The organism is uncultured Rhodococcus sp. (genome assembly GCF_963525155.1).
Classification (GTDB): Bacteria; Actinomycetota; Actinomycetes; order Mycobacteriales; family Mycobacteriaceae; genus Rhodococcus_F; species Rhodococcus_F qingshengii.
This window is the reverse complement of the sequence record NZ_CAURKP010000098.1, coordinates 1-19,717: the sequence shown is the minus strand read 5'-3', so window position 1 is coordinate 19,717 and position 19,717 is coordinate 1. Positions and strand designations below refer to the sequence as shown.

General features: G+C 64.2%; 6 protein-coding genes. 3 read left to right on the top strand and 3 right to left on the bottom strand.

Annotated features, from left to right (window positions below; translation table 11 throughout):
• The first annotated feature begins 232 nt into the window (after positions 1 to 232).
• Entirely contained in the window at positions 233 to 14,533 is a 14,301-nt protein-coding gene (locus RWT78_RS18720) for a non-ribosomal peptide synthetase (protein WP_314677214.1), read from the top strand.
• Position 14,534: 1 nt separating this feature from the next.
• Here the strand turns inward: RWT78_RS18720 and RWT78_RS18715 are convergent, their stop codons facing one another.
• Complete coding sequence (locus RWT78_RS18715) at positions 14,535 to 15,383, bottom strand: Ku protein (protein ID WP_314677212.1); 849 nt, start codon at positions 15,381 to 15,383, stop codon at positions 14,535 to 14,537.
• Between the two features lie 141 nt (positions 15,384 to 15,524).
• Here RWT78_RS18715 and RWT78_RS18710 point away from each other — a divergent pair, with 141 nt between their 5' ends.
• Positions 15,525 to 16,496, top strand: coding sequence for an alpha/beta hydrolase family protein (locus tag RWT78_RS18710; protein WP_042445627.1), 972 nt, complete (start codon positions 15,525 to 15,527; stop codon positions 16,494 to 16,496).
• Between the two features lie 14 nt (positions 16,497 to 16,510).
• Here the strand turns inward: RWT78_RS18710 and RWT78_RS18705 are convergent, their stop codons facing one another.
• On the bottom strand, positions 16,511 to 17,641 hold the full coding sequence (locus RWT78_RS18705) for a lycopene cyclase family protein (protein ID WP_314677211.1): 1,131 nt from the start codon (positions 17,639 to 17,641) through the stop codon (positions 16,511 to 16,513).
• Between the two features lie 10 nt (positions 17,642 to 17,651).
• On the bottom strand, positions 17,652 to 18,437 hold the full coding sequence (locus tag RWT78_RS18700; protein ID WP_047270400.1) for an SDR family oxidoreductase: 786 nt from the start codon (positions 18,435 to 18,437) through the stop codon (positions 17,652 to 17,654).
• A gap of 129 nt (positions 18,438 to 18,566) precedes the next feature.
• Here RWT78_RS18700 and RWT78_RS18695 point away from each other — a divergent pair.
• Positions 18,567 to 19,717, top strand: a 1,151-nt coding sequence (locus RWT78_RS18695) for an ABC-F family ATP-binding cassette domain-containing protein (RefSeq protein WP_314677207.1), incomplete at its 3' end; no start/stop codon positions are given.

The following is a 19,717-nucleotide window of genomic DNA, read 5'->3' as shown; positions in this document are numbered from 1 at the left end:
ATTCAGGACAATAGTCCCAAATGGTTGTTTGATGAATATTTGCTGGAAGCTGACTGATCGGTAACATCGCAGCTGATTGTCACGATGTGATCTCCGGCGGGCGATTTGCCAGTTTCCACCCGAGCTTTCCAAAGTATTCGTCTCATTTTCGAAGTGCCCCGATCAGTTCGAAGCGTCCAGCGGACGCATAAACCTGTTTGCATCATGATCAAGTTGTAAGAGGGAGATTCGTGTGGATGGCAGTCCCGACCGAGGAATCGTTTCCGCAGCTCGTCCGGACGACGAACTCACCTTCCCTCTTTCTGCCGCGCAACTTTCCCTGCTTGTCGCACAACAGCTTCGACCCGAGATTCCCGTCAGCATCGCTCAGTACGTGGACGTGGACGGCCCACTCGACATCGAGCTGCTGACCGCTGCCAGCAAACAGACCGGTCGTGAGATCGGCTCCGGATATCTGCGCCTGGTCGAGGTGGACGGGGTTGCGCGTCAGTGGCTCGATCTCGACATGGACGACTCCCTCGACGTGGTCGATCTTCGCGCCGAATCGGATCCGGAATCTGCAGCGCAGGAATGGATGCGCAGAGAGCACACTGCTGCCATCGATCCGTTCACCGATCGCCTGGTCAGGCTGGCAGTCCTGGTGCTTCGCGACGACCATTACTACTGGTACAGCCGTATTCATCACGTAGCGCTCGACGGTTTCGGCGCGATGTCGATGATGAACCGCACAGCCGAGATCTACACCGCCGCGGTGCGCGATCTACCAGTTCCCCCAGCGGTAACTGCCCCCCTCCAATCGTTGGTGAAGGCAGAGGCCGACTATCTGGGCTCCACGCGGTGGGAGCGCGATCGCGACTACTGGAACACCAAGATGGCCGACAAACCGGGCGGAACCTCGCTCGCGTCCTCGACTGCTCCGTCGCAGGCATGGTCTCGCCTACGGTCGGCGACGGTACCTACGGAACTGCGGAGCTCCCTCGAACGGCTGGCCGCCGCCCACGATGTGACGACGTCGTCAGTGGTGATCGGTGCTCTGGCGGCTTACCTCGCCCGGGCCACCGGGACCCGCGACGTGGTCCTCAGCCTGCCGGTCTCGGGGCGGACGACAAAAGCTGCTCGCCGGTCCGGCGGAATGATGTCGAACGTCGTCCCGATACGTGCGAGCGTCGATCCGCATTTCGCGGTCGGGGACTTGCTGCACGAGGTGAAGATCGAACTCACCGGCGCACTGCGTCATCAGAAGTACCGCCACGAGGACCTACGACGCGACCTCAACGCCGGTGATCACAGCATCGCCGACGGACGAGGCTTCCACGGGCCGTTGATCAACCTCATGCTGTTCCATTCCGGAATCACTCTCGGGGACGCGCACGGCGAACTGAACGTGATCTCGACCGGGCCGATCGAAGACCTCTCCGTCAACGTCTATCAGACTTCCGCAGCCGAAGAGATCCAGATCGACTTCGCCGCGAATCCAGACCTGTACACCAACGAGGACATCTCGCGTCACCACCGGCGTTTCCTCGAGTTCCTCGACTTGTTCTGCGCTGCGGAATCGGGAACTCGATTGATGGATATCGACCCCGACGCCGCGGGTAAATGGATCGCCGAAGTTCAACACGCCCGCAACGTCGAGTACTGGTCTGCGACCTTGTCGAACCCCGCCGAGGAACTGGGTTTGCCGGTCGTCGCCGGATCCGGTCGAACGTCCACGCCCCTCGAGATCGAGGCAGGCCTCTGCCGGAGCCTCGAGACGATGGCGACGACGATGAACACGAGTCTGTTCGTGCTGTTCCAGTCTGCGATGGCCGGACTGCTGCGCCGCGTCGGTTCGGCCGACGAGGTGTCGATCGGCGTCTCGGTCCGAGGGTACGGCGCCTCCAATCCGGACGATTTCGTCTCGATGTTCGCCAACCAGTTGGTGCTTCGCTCGACGGTGTCGAACACCATGACGCTCACCGACCTGGTCGGTGCGGTGGACACCGTCGCAATCGAAGCTCTCGAACACGCAGACATTCTTCTGTCTTCGGTGACCGCCGCACTCGGTGACGGCCGCTGGGTGGAGACGGGCCCGTTGTTCCGGGCGATGGTCTGCTTCGAGGAGCCGCTGGATGCTCACCCGAGATTTCCGGGGCTCATGGTCGGTGCGCCTATCGGATCGGATCTGGCCACCGTGCCGGAACTGTTTGTCTCCCTGGCGATTCCGACTGGTGAGCATGCCGATTTCGATCAGCCGATCTCCGGTGTTCTGGATTGGCTCGGCACGAAGGAGCAAGCCGAGGACCTCGCCGACCGTTATCTACGAATCTTGACCGCGATGGTCGGTGCTCCGCACTCGGCGCTCGGCTCAGTGGATCTACTGCGCCCGGACGCGCGCCAGGCGCTGGTGCCGCCCGTTCTGCCGATTACCCCGGTCCGAACGCTCTCCGAGATCCTTTCCGACCGCATTCGGGCGACCCCGGAAGCGATCGCCGTTGTCGCAGGTAGCGAGCGCGTGTCGTACCGCGAACTCGATCGACGATCGAATCAGTTGGCGCGCAAGCTCGTCGATCATGGCGTGCGATCCGAGTCGTTGGTCGGAATCATGCTGCCGAAATCCGTGGACATGATCGTTGCCGCTGTCGCGGTAGCGAAGGCCGGCGGCGGATACCTCCCACTCGATGGTGCGCACCCCGCCGAGCGTTTGGCGTATGTGGTCGAGGATTCGCAACCGGTGTGCGTCATCTCCGATTCCACTTTCCCGAACTCCACTTTCCCGAACTCCGCCTTCCCGAACTCTGACGTGGTGGTCGTCGGGGTCGAGTCCGACGAGTACTCCGGTGAGAGTCTGGAAACCGATGAGCGCCCGCGCGGACACGGAGCCGACAATCTGGCGTACGTGATCTACACCTCGGGGTCGACGGGACGACCCAAGGGCGTCTCCGTCACCCACGCCACCGTGGTGCGATTGTTCGAGAACACGCACGTCGAATTCGGATTCGACGGCAACGACGTGTGGACGATGTTCCACTCGTTCGCCTTCGACTTCTCAGTGTGGGAACTGTGGGGCGCGCTGCTCCACGGCGGAACGCTGGTCCTGGTCGATCACGAGGTATCACGCGACCCTGACGCCTTCCGGGCGCTGGTCGCCGCAGAAGGCGTCACCGTGCTCAATCAGACGCCCTCGGCCTTCTACCAGTACATCGAAGCCGACCTTCGAGCCGATTCGAAGACCCGGCTCCGGTACGTGATCTTCGGTGGCGAAGCCTTGGACCTGCGTCGACTCGGGCGCTGGTACGACAATCACCCGGGGTACGAAAGTCACACGGAATCCGCGCCTGCACTCGTCAACATGTACGGCATCACCGAGACGACGGTGCACGTCACCCATCTCGAACTCGACCGGGCGAGCGCGAGTGCGCTGACCGGCAGCCGGATCGGTGACGCGATCGACGGACTTCGTGTGTACCTGCTCGACGAGCATCTCTCCCCGGTCCCGGTGGGGATCGCGGGGGAGATCTATGTCGCCGGCGGTCAACTCGCCCGTGGCTATCTCGGCCGTCCAGACCTCACCGCGGGCCGGTTCGTTGCCGATCCTTTCAATGCCGGCGGACGACGGTTGTACCGGTCCGGCGACCGCGCACGATGGATTGCGCCCGGACAACTCGAGTACCTCGGACGCGGCGACGCGCAGGTCAAGATCCGCGGATTCCGGATCGAACTCGGCGAAATCGACTCCGTCATCCTCAGCGCGCCGGGAATCGACGACGCCGTGACCGTCGTGGCTCCGACGCCGGCGGGCGGCGCTCTCGTGACCTATGTGACCACTTCCGACGTCGTGGACGCCGAAGCCCTCCGAGCTCACGCCGCCGAAGCCCTCCCGACCTACATGGTTCCCGATGCCTTCATGGTCCTCGATTCGATTCCGTTGACCACCAACGGAAAACTGGACCGGCGTGCGCTGCCTTCGCCTATCCTGGCCTCCACCAAGGTCTTCCGACCCCCGACGACCCCGACCGAGGGCAAGGTTGCGGCGGTTCTGGCTGACATCCTGAGTAGTGGACCGCTCGGACTCGACGACAATTTCTTCCATCTGGGCGGAAACTCGCTGGTAGCGACGACGGCGGTAGCGCGCTTGACCGAAGCCACCGGGGTTAAAATGCCGCTGCGTGCACTCTTCGACCATCCCACGGTGTCCGGGATCGCGGCGACGATCGAGCGTGCGGCACAGACCCCGGACGCCGACGGTATTCAGGTCGTGGCCCGGCCGGCTGTACTGCCTCTCGCTCCCGCGCAGCAGCGACTGTGGTTCCTGAACCGCGTGGCACCGGAATCAGGTGCGTACAACATTCCACTGGCGGTGTCGTTGCGCGGCGCCGTCGATCCCGACGCACTCAGTGCCGCGATCGTGGACGTCGTGACACGTCACGAGTCACTACGCACCGTGTTTCCTCAGATCGGGGACAACGCGACGCAGAAGGTTCTGGGCCTGGGCGAGGGGATCGCAGGGCTCGAGTCGATCGACGTGGAACGCGGAAGCCTCGAGAGAGTGATCTTCGAATTCTCTTCGGCCGGTTTCGATCTGGTCCGCGAACGTCCGGTGCGCTACCTGCTGATCACTGTCGCCGCCGAGAAGGAAGGCGATGACGAGGAAGCTGTCCTCGTAGTGGTTCTGCACCACATGGTGGCCGACGGTTGGTCACTCGCCCCGTTGGCTGCTGATCTCACCGGCGCCTACGCCGCCCGCGTCGGCGGCAACAGCCCGCAGTGGGCACCGCTTCCAGTGCAGTACGCCGACTACACGCTCTGGCACCGAGAACACCTCGGGGACACGGCATCCACCGATTCACTTGCCCACTCACAGATCACGTTCTGGAAGCAGCAGCTGGCGGGAGCGCCCGAGCAGCTCCACCTGCCGACGGACCGTCCGCGCGCACTCGACCCGACCATGCGCGGAGCCGGAGTCGACATCAGAATCGGCGCTTCCACGCATCAGAAGCTCGTTGTACTTGCCGCCGATCACGACGCCACGCCGTTCATCGCCCTGCACGCGTGCTTCGCCCTGCTTCTGGCCAGGTACAGCGGCACGGACGACATCGTCATCGGAACACCGGTGGCCGGACGAGGGGACAGATCTCTCGATCTGCTCGTCGGCATGTTCGTCAACACTCTTGCCCTGCGGACCGTCGTCGATCGGGACGCAACGTTCGCCGCATACCTGTCACAGGTCAGGGCCGTCGACGTGGATGCCTTCGACAATGCGGACGTGCCTTTCGACGTCGTCGTGGACGCGCTCGAACTGGACCGCTCGCCTGCGCACCATCCGGTCTTTCAAGCTGCCATCACCTCGCGGATAACCACCGCTCACACAGCCGAACTGGCCGGGGTGTCGATGACGGCGCGGGCAGTCGAGACGGGGCTGACCAAGTTCGACCTCGAGCTCACCGTCACCGAACGTCACGAGTCCGGGACCGCAGCTGGAATCGATGCCACGTTCACCTATTCCACCGACCTGTTCGACAACGCGACCGTCGAAGCCTTGGCGCGAAACTTCGTAACCCTCGTGGAATCGGCAGTGTCGGAACCGACTGCACCGGTTGGTGACCTTCGTGTACTCGGATCGCGGGAGAGTGCCGCGACGTTGCCGCGACGCGGTGTGGCTTCGGTGGGCGAATCGACGCTGGCGCAGATCCTCGGAGACACCGCGAGGAAGTATCCCGACGCGATCGCCCTCGAAGACTCCGAGCGCTCACTCTCGTACGGGGAGCTGGAGCGTCGATCGAATCGGATCGCTCGATACCTCATGGACCTGGGAGTCGGCCCCGAAACACCGGTCGCACTGGCCGTCGCCCGATCGGTCGACTCCGTGCTCGCAGTCTGGTCGGTCACCAAAGCCGGTGGCGTTTTCGTCCCGGTCGATCCCCGTTATCCCGCAGATCGAGTTGCGCACATGCTCGCGGATTCGGGTGTGCGGATCGGAATTCGGTCCGCCGAGGTTGCGGCCGGTCCGGCAGCCGGTGGGAACGTCGCAGTCTGGATCGACCTCGGCGACGCGGACACGGTTGCAGAATGTGCCGCCTACTCCGACGCTGCCATCGACGACGCTGACAGAACAGCGTCGACCACTGCGGCGTCGGCCGCGTACGTCATCTACACGTCCGGCTCGACCGGAGTGCCGAAGGGCACCGTCGTCACTCACGCGGGTTTGGCCAATCTTGCTCGCGAACAACAGGATCGGTACCGGATCACCGCCGGGTCGCGAACTCTGCATTTTGCGTCACCGAGCTTCGACGGCGCCGTACTCGAGCTACTGCTCGCCGGTTCGACCGGCGCGACGATGGTGATCGCCCCTCCCGACATCTACGGAGGGGAGGCGTTGAGCGAGTTCCTCCGAAGCCACGAGGTCACTCATGCCTTCATCACTCCGGCTGCGCTGGCGACCGTCGATCCGGCGGGCGTGACGGCACTGGAATGCGTAGTCGTCGGCGGCGACGTGTGCACGCCGGAATTGGTCTCGAGCTGGGGCAACGGGCGCAGACTGCACAATGGATACGGTCCGACCGAAACCACTGTCATGGTTGCCATCAGTGACCCACTCTCACCGGGGGAGCCGATCACCATCGGCGGTCCCATCCGCGGAATCGACGCCGTGGTGCTCGACTCTCGGCTGCAACCGGTCCCGATCGGCGGCGTCGGCGAGCTGTACATCGGTGGGCCGGGCCTTGCACGTGGTTACCACCTTCGTCCCGCGCTGACGTCGGATCGGTTTGTCGCGCATCCGTACTCGACGCCCGGTGCCCGGATGTACCGAACCGGTGACCTGGTCCGCTGGACCAAGGACCTGACCCTTCGCTACGTGGGCCGCAGCGATCATCAGCTCAAGATCCGCGGGTTCCGCATCGAACTCGGCGAGATCGACGCTGCTCTGATGGATTCCCCTCTCGTCCAGTTCGCCACGACGATTCCCGTCGAATCCGCCGCGGGTACCACTCTGGCGTCGTACGTGTTGCTGAGCGGCGACGCTGATATCGAGTCGCTGTTCGTGGGACTCGCCGACACGCTGCCGCGGTACATGATTCCGTCGTCGATCACCCCGATCGACGCCATTCCGTTGACTCCGGTCGGCAAACTCGATCGCAGAGCGTTGCCGACGCCGATACCGCGCGAAATCCTCGGAACGGGCCGTGAACCCGAGGCCGGACTCGAACGAACCGTTGCCGACGTGTTCGCTTCACTGCTCGACGTACCCGAGGTCCGAGCAGGAGACAGCTTCTTCGATCTCGGGGGCAACTCGCTCGTCGCGACGCAGGTGTCCGCGCGGTTGAGCGCAGCGACGGGACTCACCGTGGACGTGCGCTCGATCTTCGAAGCACCGACCGTCGAAGCGCTCGCTGCACGTCTGGCGGCGAGCGCCGAAGAATCAGACGATCGACCTGCCCTGAGCGCCGGTGCTCGCCCGGACCGACTACCGCTCTCCGCTGCGCAACAGCGGCTGTGGTTCGTCAATCGCTTCGACCCGCAGTCCGCGGTCTACAACATTCCGTTCGCGATCCGGATCACCGGAGACATCCACGGCGATGCACTCGAGGAGGCGCTTGCGGACGTCATTGCACGCCATGAGGTGCTTCGAACGATCTACGTCGACAGCGCCGACGGCCCGAGTCAGGTCATCCGAGCAATTTCCGACGTGCAGTTCTCCGTCGAGCGCTACCGCGGATCCGAAGGTATCGAATCCGCGACGACGGAGTTCGCGGCGCGTGGGTTCGATCTCGGTTCGGATCTGCCGATTCGGGCCATGCTGGTGCGCGAGGACACTTTCGCTCACGTACTGGTCGTCGTCATCCATCACATCGCCTTCGACGGCTGGTCCCTGACTCCCTTTGCGACAGATTTCGTCGCGGCGTACTCCGCACGCGTCGTTGGAGACGCCCCGGTTTTCACACCGCTCGACGTGCAGTACGCCGACTACGCGGTGTGGCAGCAAGACTCGCTCGGACAGGTCGGCGACCAGGAGTCTCTGGTTGCCCGCGAACTGACCTTCTGGACCACTGCCATGGCTGGTGCCCCGGACGAGGTACTGCTACCGGTCGATCGCCCACGCGGATCTGTCTCCACGACCGCCGTCGGATCGGTGCCGATCGTCATCGACGCGGCGACCGGGGAGCGTCTCGCCGCCTTGGCGAGGCGCAGTGGCTCGACGCAGTTCATGGTCGTACACGCGATCCTGGCGGTTGTTCTCGCGCGTCTCGGTGCAACCGAAGACGTGGTGGTCGGCACCCCGGTGGCAGGCCGCGGGCGACCCGAGCTGGATTCCCTGATCGGGATGTTCGTCAATTCGGTACCGCTTCGGACGCCGGTCGATCACCGAGCGTCGTTCACCTCCCTGCTCGAGGTTGTCCGTGAACGCGACCTTGCCGCCTTCGCGCACCCCGAGCTTCCCTTCGAGGTGCTGGTCGACGCCCTCGATCTCGACCGGTCCACTACGCGACACCCCCTGTTTCAGGTCATGCTGTCGTACCACCAGAATGTGGTCTCGCCGCAGGTCACGGTCCACGACGCGCATCTCGAAGCGCAAGCACTCGAACCGTCCGTCGCGAAGTTCGACCTCGAGTTCACCCTGCTGGCAGGCGATTCCGAGAAGACCGAGATCACCGGGTCGCTCAGGTTTGCCGAGGCGCTCTTCGACATTGCCACCGCGGAAACGATCGCCGCACGTGTGCAGTCGGTGGCCCGAGCCGTCGCCGCAGACCCGGACGCCGCGATCGACGACCTAGATTTCCTCAGCACCCTCGAGCGGGCGTCGCTGATGCCGGTACGAGGTCCGGCGTGGACCAGTTCGCGCACCTTGGCCGAAATATTGACGCGGACCGCCACCCGTTCAGGCGATTCGGTGGCCCTTCGATCCGGTGACACCACCGTGCTCTACCGAGATCTCTTCGCCCGTGCATCGGCGCTTGCCCGCCGTCTGACCACGGAAGGGATCGGTGCCGAAGACATTGTGGCGATCGCGATTCCGCGCTCGATCGACTCGATCGTCGCCTTGTGGGGCATTTCCTTGACCGGCGCCGCGTTTGTTCCGGTCGATCCGCGATACCCCGCCGATCGCATTCTGCACATGCTCACCGACTCCGGAGCCACTCGCGGAGTGACGACGGAAGCGGTGATCGAATCACTGCCCCGCCCGGTTCCGTGGATGACAATGGACGACATCCACGGCGACGGTGTCGGGCAGCCGGTTCCGGCCGCGCCGATCCGAATCGACAACCTCGCCTACATCATCTACACCTCCGGATCGACGGGAAAGCCCAAGGGCGTCAGCGTCACTCATCGTGGCCTGAGCGCGTTGGCGGCCGAGCAGACGGCGCGTTACGGCATCTCGGCGCAGTCGCGGACGCTGCACTTCTCCTCACCGAGCTTCGACGCATCCATCCTCGAACTGCTGCTCGCAGTCGGTGAAGGCGCGACGATGGTGATCGCCTCTCCCGACGTTTACGGCGGCCAGGACCTAGCCGAATTGGTCACCGATCACCAGGTGACCCACGCGTTCATCACACCGGCAGCGCTGGCCTCGGTCGATCCCACCGGGCTGGACGCCTTGCAGTCGATCGTTGTCGGTGGCGAGGCATGCCCACCCGAACTGGTCCGTAAGTGGGCACCGGGTCGCCGATTGTTCAACGGCTACGGGCCGACGGAAACCACCGTCATGGTCTGCATCAGTGATGCCTTGAGCGTGGGGGAGACCGTGACCATCGGCGGGCCCGTCCGCGGCGTGTCCGCGGTAATTCTCGACGGCTCGGCTCAGCCGGTACCCGTCGGGGTCACCGGTGAGCTCTACATCGCCGGCCTGGGACTTGCCCGCGGCTACCTCGACCAACCCGCCTTGACGGCGACGCGATTCGTGGCAGCGCCGTTCGGCCCGGCCGGCACCCGCATGTACCGGACCGGTGACTTGGTTCGGTGGACGCCGCTCGAGACGATCGAATACGTCGGACGCTCCGATCACCAGGTGAAAGTGCGCGGATTCCGCATCGAACTGGGCGAGATCGACTCCGTCCTCAGCACTTACCCCGGCGTCGAGTTCGCGGTCACCGTGGGCGTCGACGCAGCTTCCGGTGAGACGATGTTGGCGTCGTACGTAGTGCTCGGTGCCGATGCGGTCGAGATGGACGAGTTGCTGAACCATGCGCGCCGCTCACTGCCCGCCTTCATGGTGCCGTCGGCGATCACCCCGATCGATCACGTACCGCTGACCCCCGTCGGGAAGCTCGACCGATCGGCATTGCCGGCGCCGACACTGCGTTCGTCCGAGCGAAGTGTCGAGCCGCTGACGACCGCGACCGAACTCCAGGTTGCCGGCGTCGTGGCGGAACTGCTGGGTATCGAACAGATCAGTGCGTCGGACAGTTTCTTCGAACTCGGTGGCAACTCACTGCTCGCCACCAGACTGGCCCAGCGACTCGGCGAGTCGTTGGGCAGGCAGGTGCCTGTCCGAATGCTGTTCGAGCACCCCGAAATTCGGGAACTTGCCACCGCGCTCGACACATCCGCCGGGGCGAAGGCGCTTCCACCGATCACCGCCGTAGACCGCCCCGAGCGAATTCCGCTGTCCTACGCGCAAGCACGCATCTGGTTCCTCAACCAGATGGATCCCGGCTCACCCGCGTACAACGTCCCTGCTGCGATCTCCCTCGACGGTGCACTCGACGTGCCGGCCCTCGAAGCTGCGGTCCTCGACGTGATCGAAAGGCACGAAATCCTGCGCACGGTGTTCCCCGACTCCGACTCCGGTCCACACCAGGTGATCCAGGATGCATTCACCTCGCTCGAGTACGGAAATGCGGACACCCGTGAACCGGCAGAGCTCGCCAGAGAATTCGCGTCGCGTGGATTCGACATCACGACCCAAGCTCCCGTTCGCGCGCTCCTGCTCGAATCGACGCCGCAGCACCACACACTTGTCATCGTGATCCACCACATCGCGGCGGACGGATGGTCGATCGCGCCGTTGATGAAGGACGTGCTCACCGCCTACGTCGCGAGAAGTTCGGGACACGCTCCCGAGTTCACCCCGCTCGAAGTGCACTACGCGGACTTCGCCATCTGGCAGCGGGAAGCGCTGGGCTCGGTGAACGAATCCGAGAGCGTGCTCGGGGCACAGGCGTCGTACTGGCGGGAGACGTTGCGGGGCGCACCTGAATTGATCGACCTTCCGAGCGATCGAGCGCGTCCGCTCACCCAGTCGTTGAGCGGTGCCCACACCGCGGTCTCGCTTCCGGCGCACACCCGGATCGCGGTCGAGGCGGTTGCCGGAGCCAATGCGGCGACGCCGTTCATGGTGCTGCACGCTGCCTATGCCGTCCTGCTGTCCAGGCTGAGTCGAAGCACGGACATCGTGATCGGATCTCCGGTCGCCGGGCGAGGACACCGAGTTCTCGACGACCTCGTGGGAATGTTCGTGGGCACGGTGGGACTGCGCACGACGGTCGACCCCGGGTCGACGTTCGTCGACGTTCTGCGTACTGTCCGCTCCGTCGATCTCGACGCCTTCGCCCACGCGGACATTCCGTTCGAGCAGGTCGTGGACGTGGTGGCGCCGACCCGGAGCACCGACCGTCATCCGGTGTTCCAGACGATGATCTCGTTCCACGGCGCCCACCCGACGACGTGGGACCTGCCTGGACTTGCCGTTCGTGCCCACGAGATCACACCGGACATCGCCAAGTACGACCTGCAGTTCACCGTTGTCGAACAGACCACGGAGGAAGGCGGCGGCTACGAGGCCTCCCTCACCTACGCGAAGGATCTCTTCGACACCGATACGGCGGAGTCGTTTGCAGTGATGCTGGAAACGATCGTCGAGACACTGACTGCCCAGCCCTCCGCCGTCGTCGGTGACGTGGATCTTGCGGGACGTCGCCTGCGTGCGTTGCCCGGACGTCCGGCCGGCGATGCTTTGACCTTGCCGGAGTTGCTGCTTCGCGGCGCTGCCGATCCGCACGCTCCGGCAATCGTCGACGTCGCCGCTTCCGTCACGCTCACGTACGGCGAACTCGACCGACGCTCCGACGCTATGGCGTTTGCGTTGATCGCTCGCGGAATAGCGCCGGAAATGATTGTGGCACTGGCGCTTCCGAGGTCGGCCGACTATGTGATCGCGCTCTGGGCCGTAGCGAAAGCCGGCGGAGTGTTTCTTCCCGTGGATCCGGCGTACCCCGCCGAGCGGATCGAGCACATGCTCACCGACAGTGGAGCGGTACTCGGTATCACCAGGGGCGAGTATGCGGCCGACCTTCCGGGCGTCACATCGTGGATCGAGTTGGATGCGATCGAATTCACCACCGAAATCGAGGCAGTCCATTCCGAGACACTGCCGGACGCGCCACTCGAGTTCGACAACCCGGCCTACTTGATCTACACCTCGGGCTCGACAGGAAAACCCAAGGGCGTGTTGGTCACTCATGCGGGACTGGCAGCGTTTGCCGACGAACAGCGGGAGCGTTTCGGCGTCACCGCGCACTCTCGCGCTCTGAGCTTCGCCTCGACGAGCTTCGACGCGTCGGTTCTCGAGCTCCTTCTGGCTTTCGGCGCCGGCGCAACGATGGTGATAGCGCCTCCGACAGTTCTCGGCGGTGTCGAATTGCACGAACTGCTCGACGAGCAGACGATCACCCATGCTTTCGTGACTCCAGCCGCCTTGGCGACTGTCGATCCCGCCGGGCTCGACCATCTCGAAGCCGTCGTCGTCGGCGGCGACGCCTGTTCCGCCGACCTCGTATCTCGGTGGGCACCGGGGCGCCGAATGTTCAACGCGTACGGCCCGACCGAGGCCACCGTCGCCGTCACCATCAGTGATTCGCTGGTCGCGGGGGAGCCCGTGACGATCGGCGGCCCGATCCGCGGCGTGGACGCGATGATTCTCGATTCCCGACTGCACTCGGTTCCCGGCCAGGTCGTCGGTGAGCTCTACGTCAGCGGCGACGGTCTCGCCCGCGGGTACCTCGGCAACCCCGCACTCACAGCCGCGCGCTTCGTCGCCGACCCGCATGGACCCGAAGGCGCTCGGATGTACCGCACCGGGGATCTTGTGCGCGAAGATCGCTCAGGGGCACTGATCTACCTCGGACGCGCAGACCACCAGGTCAAGATCCGAGGGTTCCGAATCGAACTCGGAGAAATCGACGCGGTGCTGGCAGCGGAAGCCTCCGTGCATTCGGCTGTCAGCGTCGTCGTCGGGGAGGGCATCGACGCTCGGATCGTCGCGTACGTCGTCCCGGCACATGCGGACTTCGACGCCGCCGCGCTACGCCGTCACGCAGGTATATCGCTGCCTGCGCACATGATCCCGTCCGCTGTTGTCGTGATCGGCGCAGTCCCGACCACACCGGCGGGCAAGCTCGATCGCAGCGCTCTGCCTGCTCCCAACTGGGAGTCGCCGAGTGGACGCAGTCCGGAAGGCAGCGACGAGATCGCGATCTGCGCTGCTTTCGCAGAGGTACTCGATCTGGCCGACGTAGACACGTACGCCGATTCGAGTTTCTTCGAACTCGGCGGCAACTCACTCATGGCAACGCGTTTGGTCGCTGCCATCAAAGAACGCACCAGCATGACCGTCCCCGTCGCGTGGATATTCTCCGACCCGACTCCGGAGGCATTGGCGCGCAGACTCTTCGAACTCGAGGCAACAGTTGTGACAAGTGACGCGGATACCTCCGCACTTGCGGTAGTCCTGCCACTACGTCCGGAAGGCCGCGCCGAGCCACTGTTCTGCATCCATCCGGCCATCGGATTGGCCTGGTGCTACGGAGCGCTCGATCGCTACGTCGACTCCAGCCGGCCGCTCTACGGCCTGCAGTCGCCGGTCCTGACGGACTCCGAATTTCGGGCGGAGCTGATCGAGGACTTCGCGGCGCGGTACGTCGAGGAAATTCGCGGAGTTCAGCCGCACGGTCCGTATCACCTGCTGGGGTGGTCGATCGGCGGATTGATCGCTCACGCGGCGGCGGTGCAGTTGCAAGCCGCGGGTGAGAGCGTCGCCGACCTGATTCTGCTCGACAGCTTCGTTCTCGAAGACCCGACGATGGCAGGCGCGCAGCCTTCTCTCGCCGAACTGATCGGCGGGTTGGGGATCTCGGTCCCGGACACCGGCGTGCGTGATCTGACACCCGAGGACGCCGAAGCACTCTTGCGCGAAGCCATCGGCGATCACCCTTTGGTCTCGAGCGATCGGATCGAGCGACTGTTCGAGGAATACTCCGCCGGCGCCGAACTGGCTCACCGATACCGCCCGGGCAAGTTCGTGGGCGATCTGCTGTTCTTCTCGGCACACGCCGACACCTTCGACCCGCTGCGAACCGCGTCGGCGTGGCGACCGTTCGTCTCCGGGGTGATCATCGACCGTCCGGTGCCCACGTCACACGCCGAAATGTTCACCGAGGCAGGTCTGGAGGCGATCGGACCCGTGATCAACCTTGCGGTCGGAACGGGTCGTCACGCGGCCCCGGACGTCGACGCTGAGTTGGACGCTCTGATCGAGGTCCAAGACGTGCGCGGCTGACTCAGGCTCGTTTCTTCCTCGGTGTGGTCGACTTCGACGAGCCGGCCTTGGAGGCGTTCGACTTCGCTTCGTCCACACTGCGCTGCAGTGCGGCAACCAGGTCGACCACCTCCGCATCGGTGCCCTCTTGGTCGACCTCGGCGGCGGGGATGACCTTCTTGCCGCCGTTCTCGATCATCTCGTCGAGCAACTGCCGCAGTTGGAGCTGGTAGTCGTCGGTGAACTCGGTCGGATCGAAATCGCCCGCCATGCTCTCGACGAGCGTCTGCGCCATCTTCAGGTCCTTGGCCTTCGGCTTCTCCGCGTCGTCGAGGGAAGGGAACTCTGCTGCACGAACTTCGTCGGGCCACAGCAAGGTCTGGATCACCAGAACACCGTCGCGAGCGCGCATCGCGGCCAGGCGCGTCTTCTGTCGCAGCGTGAAATGCACCAGTGCCGTTCGATCACTCTCGGTGAGCACAGTCGAAAGCAGGACGTACGCCTTCGGCGACGCCGAATCGGGTTCGAGGAAGTAACTCTTCTCGAACAAGATCGGATCGATCTGATCGTTCGGCACGAATTCCAGCACCGGAATCTCGTGCTTCTCCGCAGCCGGGAGTTTGTTGAAGTCCTCGTCGCTCAAGATGACGCGCGATCCGTCTTCCGAGTCGTACGCCTTGTCGATGTCCGCGAACTGAACCGTGTTTCCGCACTCGGAACACACACGGTTGTACTTGATGCGGCCACCGTCTTTTGCATGGACCTGGTGAAATCGGATGTCGTGGTCCTCGGTCGCCGAGTACACCTTGACCGGGACGTTGACCAGACCGAAGGCTATCGAGCCTTTCCAAATCGAGCGCATGCCTCCCATGATGGTCGCCGCCGGCCGTTTGCGCGAGGCAAACGATCACGGTTGATCCCGAACCGTTGCGTGTGGATGGGTCGGTTCGGGGCGTATCGAGCGGGTATCCGCTTCGAGAACCCGACTCGCACACCTGGGGGGGACGCTCCGATGAGAATCCGAACCTACCGTCGACGCGTCACCGCGGCGCTGGCGATTTCACTGGTTCCACTGCTGTTTGCGCCTTTGCCCGCGAACGCAGATCCGGCACGCACCGTAACCATCAGCGTCCACTCCGATGCGATGGGCCGCGACATTCCACTCGAGGTGATCCTCCCCGCCGACACGAGCGCCCCACGGCCCACGTTGTATCTGCTCAACGGCGCCGGTGGTGGCGAGGACAGTGCAACGTGGGAAGGACGGACCGATGTCCTGGACTTCTTCGCCGACAAGAACGTCAACGTCGTGACGCCGCTGGAAGGAGCGTTCAGCTACTACACCGACTGGCAGAAAGACGATCCCGTACTCGGGCGCAACAAGTGGCAGACGTTCCTCACTCGCGAACTGCCGCCCGTCATCGATGCGCAGTTCGGTACCAACGGGGTCAACTCCATCGCGGCGATTTCGATGACGGCGACGTCGGTACTCAATCTCGCGATCTCGGCACCAGGGCTCTACCGGAGTGTCGGGGCCTACAGCGGGTGCGCGGAGACTTCCACCCAGCCGGGTCAGGACTATGTGCGGTTGGTGGTCGGCGCGCGGGGTGGCGCTGATCCGACAAACATGTGGGGACCGTTCGACGGTCCGGGATGGCGCGAGAACGATCCGGTTGTGAACGCGGAGAAGTTGCGGGGGACCGCACTGTACGTTTCCACCGGATCCGGGCTGCCAGGTCCGCACGACAACCTTCAGGCACCCGATGTGAACGGAAATCCCGGAGCGCTCCTGAATCAGATCGTCGTCGGCGGCATCATCGAATCCGCGGTCAACGGGTGCACGCACGGCTTGGCGGACCGACTGAACGCACTGGGCATCCCCGCGACCTTCGACTTCAAGCCGACCGGAACCCACTCGTGGGGCTACTGGCAGGACGACCTACACAATTCCTGGCCGATGATCGCCGGCTCGATGGGAGCGCAGTAGTCGGTCCGGAGTGCTCACCTCAGAAACGGCGCGCGCATCAACGTCTTTCGGACGTGCCACGGTGACGATCGGAACAGGGTTGCCATCACCTTCGCCGTCGCGGACGCGTCCCGCCGATCGGACAGGTAGGACCGCTGAGCCTCGACCGGTAGATCGAAGAACGTGTCGAAGAATGTCGCGACCTCTCTCGAGCCGAGGGTGAGAAGTGCGTTCAGGCCAACGCGGCGAAGGGCAGACACCGCCTTGGCCGACCGCGGCCAGAGCGCCGCGTTGGGATCTCCACCGTCGGCGATTGCTTTGGCGACAGCGTCTGCCTCGGCGAGTGACGAGGCAACGCTGTATCCGGTTGCCGGATGCATCAGACCGCCTCGCCCGCCGAACCGGAGGACACCGTCGGGGAACGACTCCTTCGGGCCTTCGACTGCAAAACGGACTCGCTCGACCGGTGCGTCGTCGGGGACTTCGCAGCCCCGATTGTGAAGCCGGGTGCGCAGACGCGCTTCGAGTTCGCGGAGCCCCAACGCCGGCCGGCCGACGAGGCAGGTCTCCTCGAGGAGAACTCGCTCGTCATCGAGTGGGACCGCATAGAGAAACGACGGAGTGTCGGCGGCGGAGGCGCCGTTGTCTGTTCGCCAGTCCATGAACCAGGCTTCGCCACCACCCAGAATCGGATCGGCCAGAGCGCGGTCGACGATCACTCCGAAGGCGGTCTGCTGGGCGGTTGTCACCGTCAGTTCGGTACCCCGGGCGTCGATGACGACGGAACCTGTCAGCTGCGATCCGTCCACGCACAGGACGGCGGTAGGTGACAGTGTTTGAGCACGCAAGGCTCTGAACTGTACGGATGTGCCCGAGAGAAATGATTGCAGTAAAGATGTATTCAATATGCAATATGTGCGATCAAGCGTTTTCTGTCTGCGGGTCCACACGCTCGGGCGTTCGATCCGGCTTGCGATCACATCGACCGGCAGCCACGACGGCAGCTCGTCAGCCCACGCCGAATAGGTCGGCGTCCACACCCGATGGGGATGCGGATCGACAACGACGACGGTGAGTTGCCGGGCGATACAGCGGGTGGCGAGTGCCCGCCCGGCCGGGCCGCCACCGACGATCACCACGTCGGCGGAAGAGTTGTCTGTGCTCACGACCGGCGCACTACATCGATCCCGTTGCGAGCAGACCGCCGTCGACCCGGACCGTTTCGCCCGTGATCCACGCCGCCGCGTCGGAGACGAGGAAGCCGACCAAGCCGGCAACGTCCTCGGGGGTGCCGAGCCGCTTCATCGGGTAGCCCGCCGACGCCTTGTCCTCGCCGGCAGCGACCAGGGCTGCCGCGAACTGCGTCTTGACGATCCCGGGAGCTACGGCGTTGACACGAATCTTCGGTCCCAGTTGCCAGGCCAGTTCTTCCGTCAGGCGGATGAGCGCAGCCTTCGACGCGCCGTACGCCGCGATGACGCCCGTCGACCGGATCCCGGCCACACTTGCCAGGTTCACGACGGCTCCACCGTGTTCGCCCATCCATGCCCGATGTGCTTGTTGGACGTAACCGAGGGCGGCAACCACGTTCACGTCGAAGATCTTGCGCACGGCGTCGAGGTCCGCTTCCATGAGCGAACCGAAGACGGGGTTGATTCCGGTGTTGTTGACCAGAATGTCGAGTGAACCGAATTCGGACACGGCGCGGTCGACGGCACCGGAGCGGGCTTCGGCATCGGCTGCGTTGCCCGCGAATGCGACGACCTTTCCGCCGTGCCCCAGAGCGGACAGCTCGGATGCGGCGGCCTCGAGAGGCTCCGGCTTGCGGGCTGTGATCAAGACGTCGGCACCGCGAGCGAGGAGTTCGGCGGCGACAGCTTTGCCGATTCCGCGACTTGCGCCGGTGACGATGGCGGCACGGCCTTCGAGGTCGCGAGGACGAGTGCTGTTTTCGCTAGTCATGTCCCGAACGTTAGCGGACTCACACGCTGCTGGTCGGAACGACCGTCAGGTCACGGTAAAATCGATAGTTCTTGTGTCTGTAGTCAGGCATTGTTTACCCGTATTCGTCGTTTTTCCTGAGGAGTTTGCTTGATTACCGCCACTGACCTCGAAGTTCGTGCCGGTGTCCGCACCCTTCTCACGGCTCCCGGGCCTTCGTTGCGCATCCAGCCGGGCGACCGGATCGGACTCGTCGGACGTAACGGAGCCGGAAAGACGACCACACTGCGCATCCTCGCCGGCGAAGGTGAGGCATATGCGGGAAGCGTCGTACGTACCGGTGAACTCGGATACCTCCCGCAGGACCCCAAAGAGGGCGACCTGAGCGTCCTCGCCAAGGACCGGGTTCTCTCCGCACGTGGCCTCGACACGATGCTCCGCGAGATGGAGAAGCAGCAGATTCTGATGGGCGAGGTGCTCGATCAGGAATCGCAGGACCGCGCGGTCAAGAAGTACGGCCAGCTCGAGGATCGGTTCTCGGCCCTCGGCGGATACGAAGCCGAGAGTGAAGCCGCACGCATCACCAGCAGCCTCGGTCTCGAAGACCGCATTCTCGGGCAGCCGCTCAGCACGCTTTCCGGCGGTCAGCGTCGTCGCGTCGAATTGGCGCGCATCCTCTTCGCCGCCTCCGACGGCAGCGGTGCCCGCTCGGACACGACTCTGCTGCTCGACGAGCCCACCAACCACCTCGACGCCGACTCCATCACCTGGCTGCGTGGCTTCCTCCAGAACCACGAGGGTGGACTGGTGGTCATCAGCCACGACGTCGACCTGCTCAACGACGTCGTCAACCGCGTGTGGTTCCTCGACGCCGTCCGCGGTGAGGCCGACGTCTACAACATGAACTGGAAGAAGTACCTCGACGCTCGTGCCACGGACGAGCAGCGTCGTCGCCGCGAGCGCGCCAACGCCGAGAAGAAGGCCGGTGCGCTGCGGATTCAGGCCGCCAAGATGGGCGCAAAGGCAACCAAGGCCGTCGCGGCTCAGAACATGGCCAAGCGAGCCGACAAATTGATGGCGAACCTCGATGCCGAACGTGTCTCGGACAAGGTTGCGCGGATTCGTTTCCCCGAACCCGCCGCTTGTGGCAAGACTCCGCTGATGGGCAAGAACCTCACCAAGGTGTACGGCTCGCTCGAGATCTTCACCGGTGTCGATCTCGCGATCGATCGTGGGTCTCGTGTGGTTATCCTCGGACTCAACGGTGCAGGTAAGACCACACTGCTCCGCATCCTCGCGGG

What these genes read in the sequence shown, in the direction of transcription:
- RWT78_RS18715 (WP_314677212.1), bottom strand. Translation starts at nt 15,383, where the DNA reads ATGGGAGGCATGCGCTCGATTTGGAAAGGCTCGATAGCCTTCGGTCTG.
- RWT78_RS18710 (WP_042445627.1), top strand. Translation starts at nt 15,525, where the DNA reads ATGAGAATCCGAACCTACCGTCGACGCGTCACCGCGGCGCTGGCGATT.
- RWT78_RS18700 (WP_047270400.1), bottom strand. Translation starts at nt 18,437, where the DNA reads ATGACTAGCGAAAACAGCACTCGTCCTCGCGACCTCGAAGGCCGTGCC.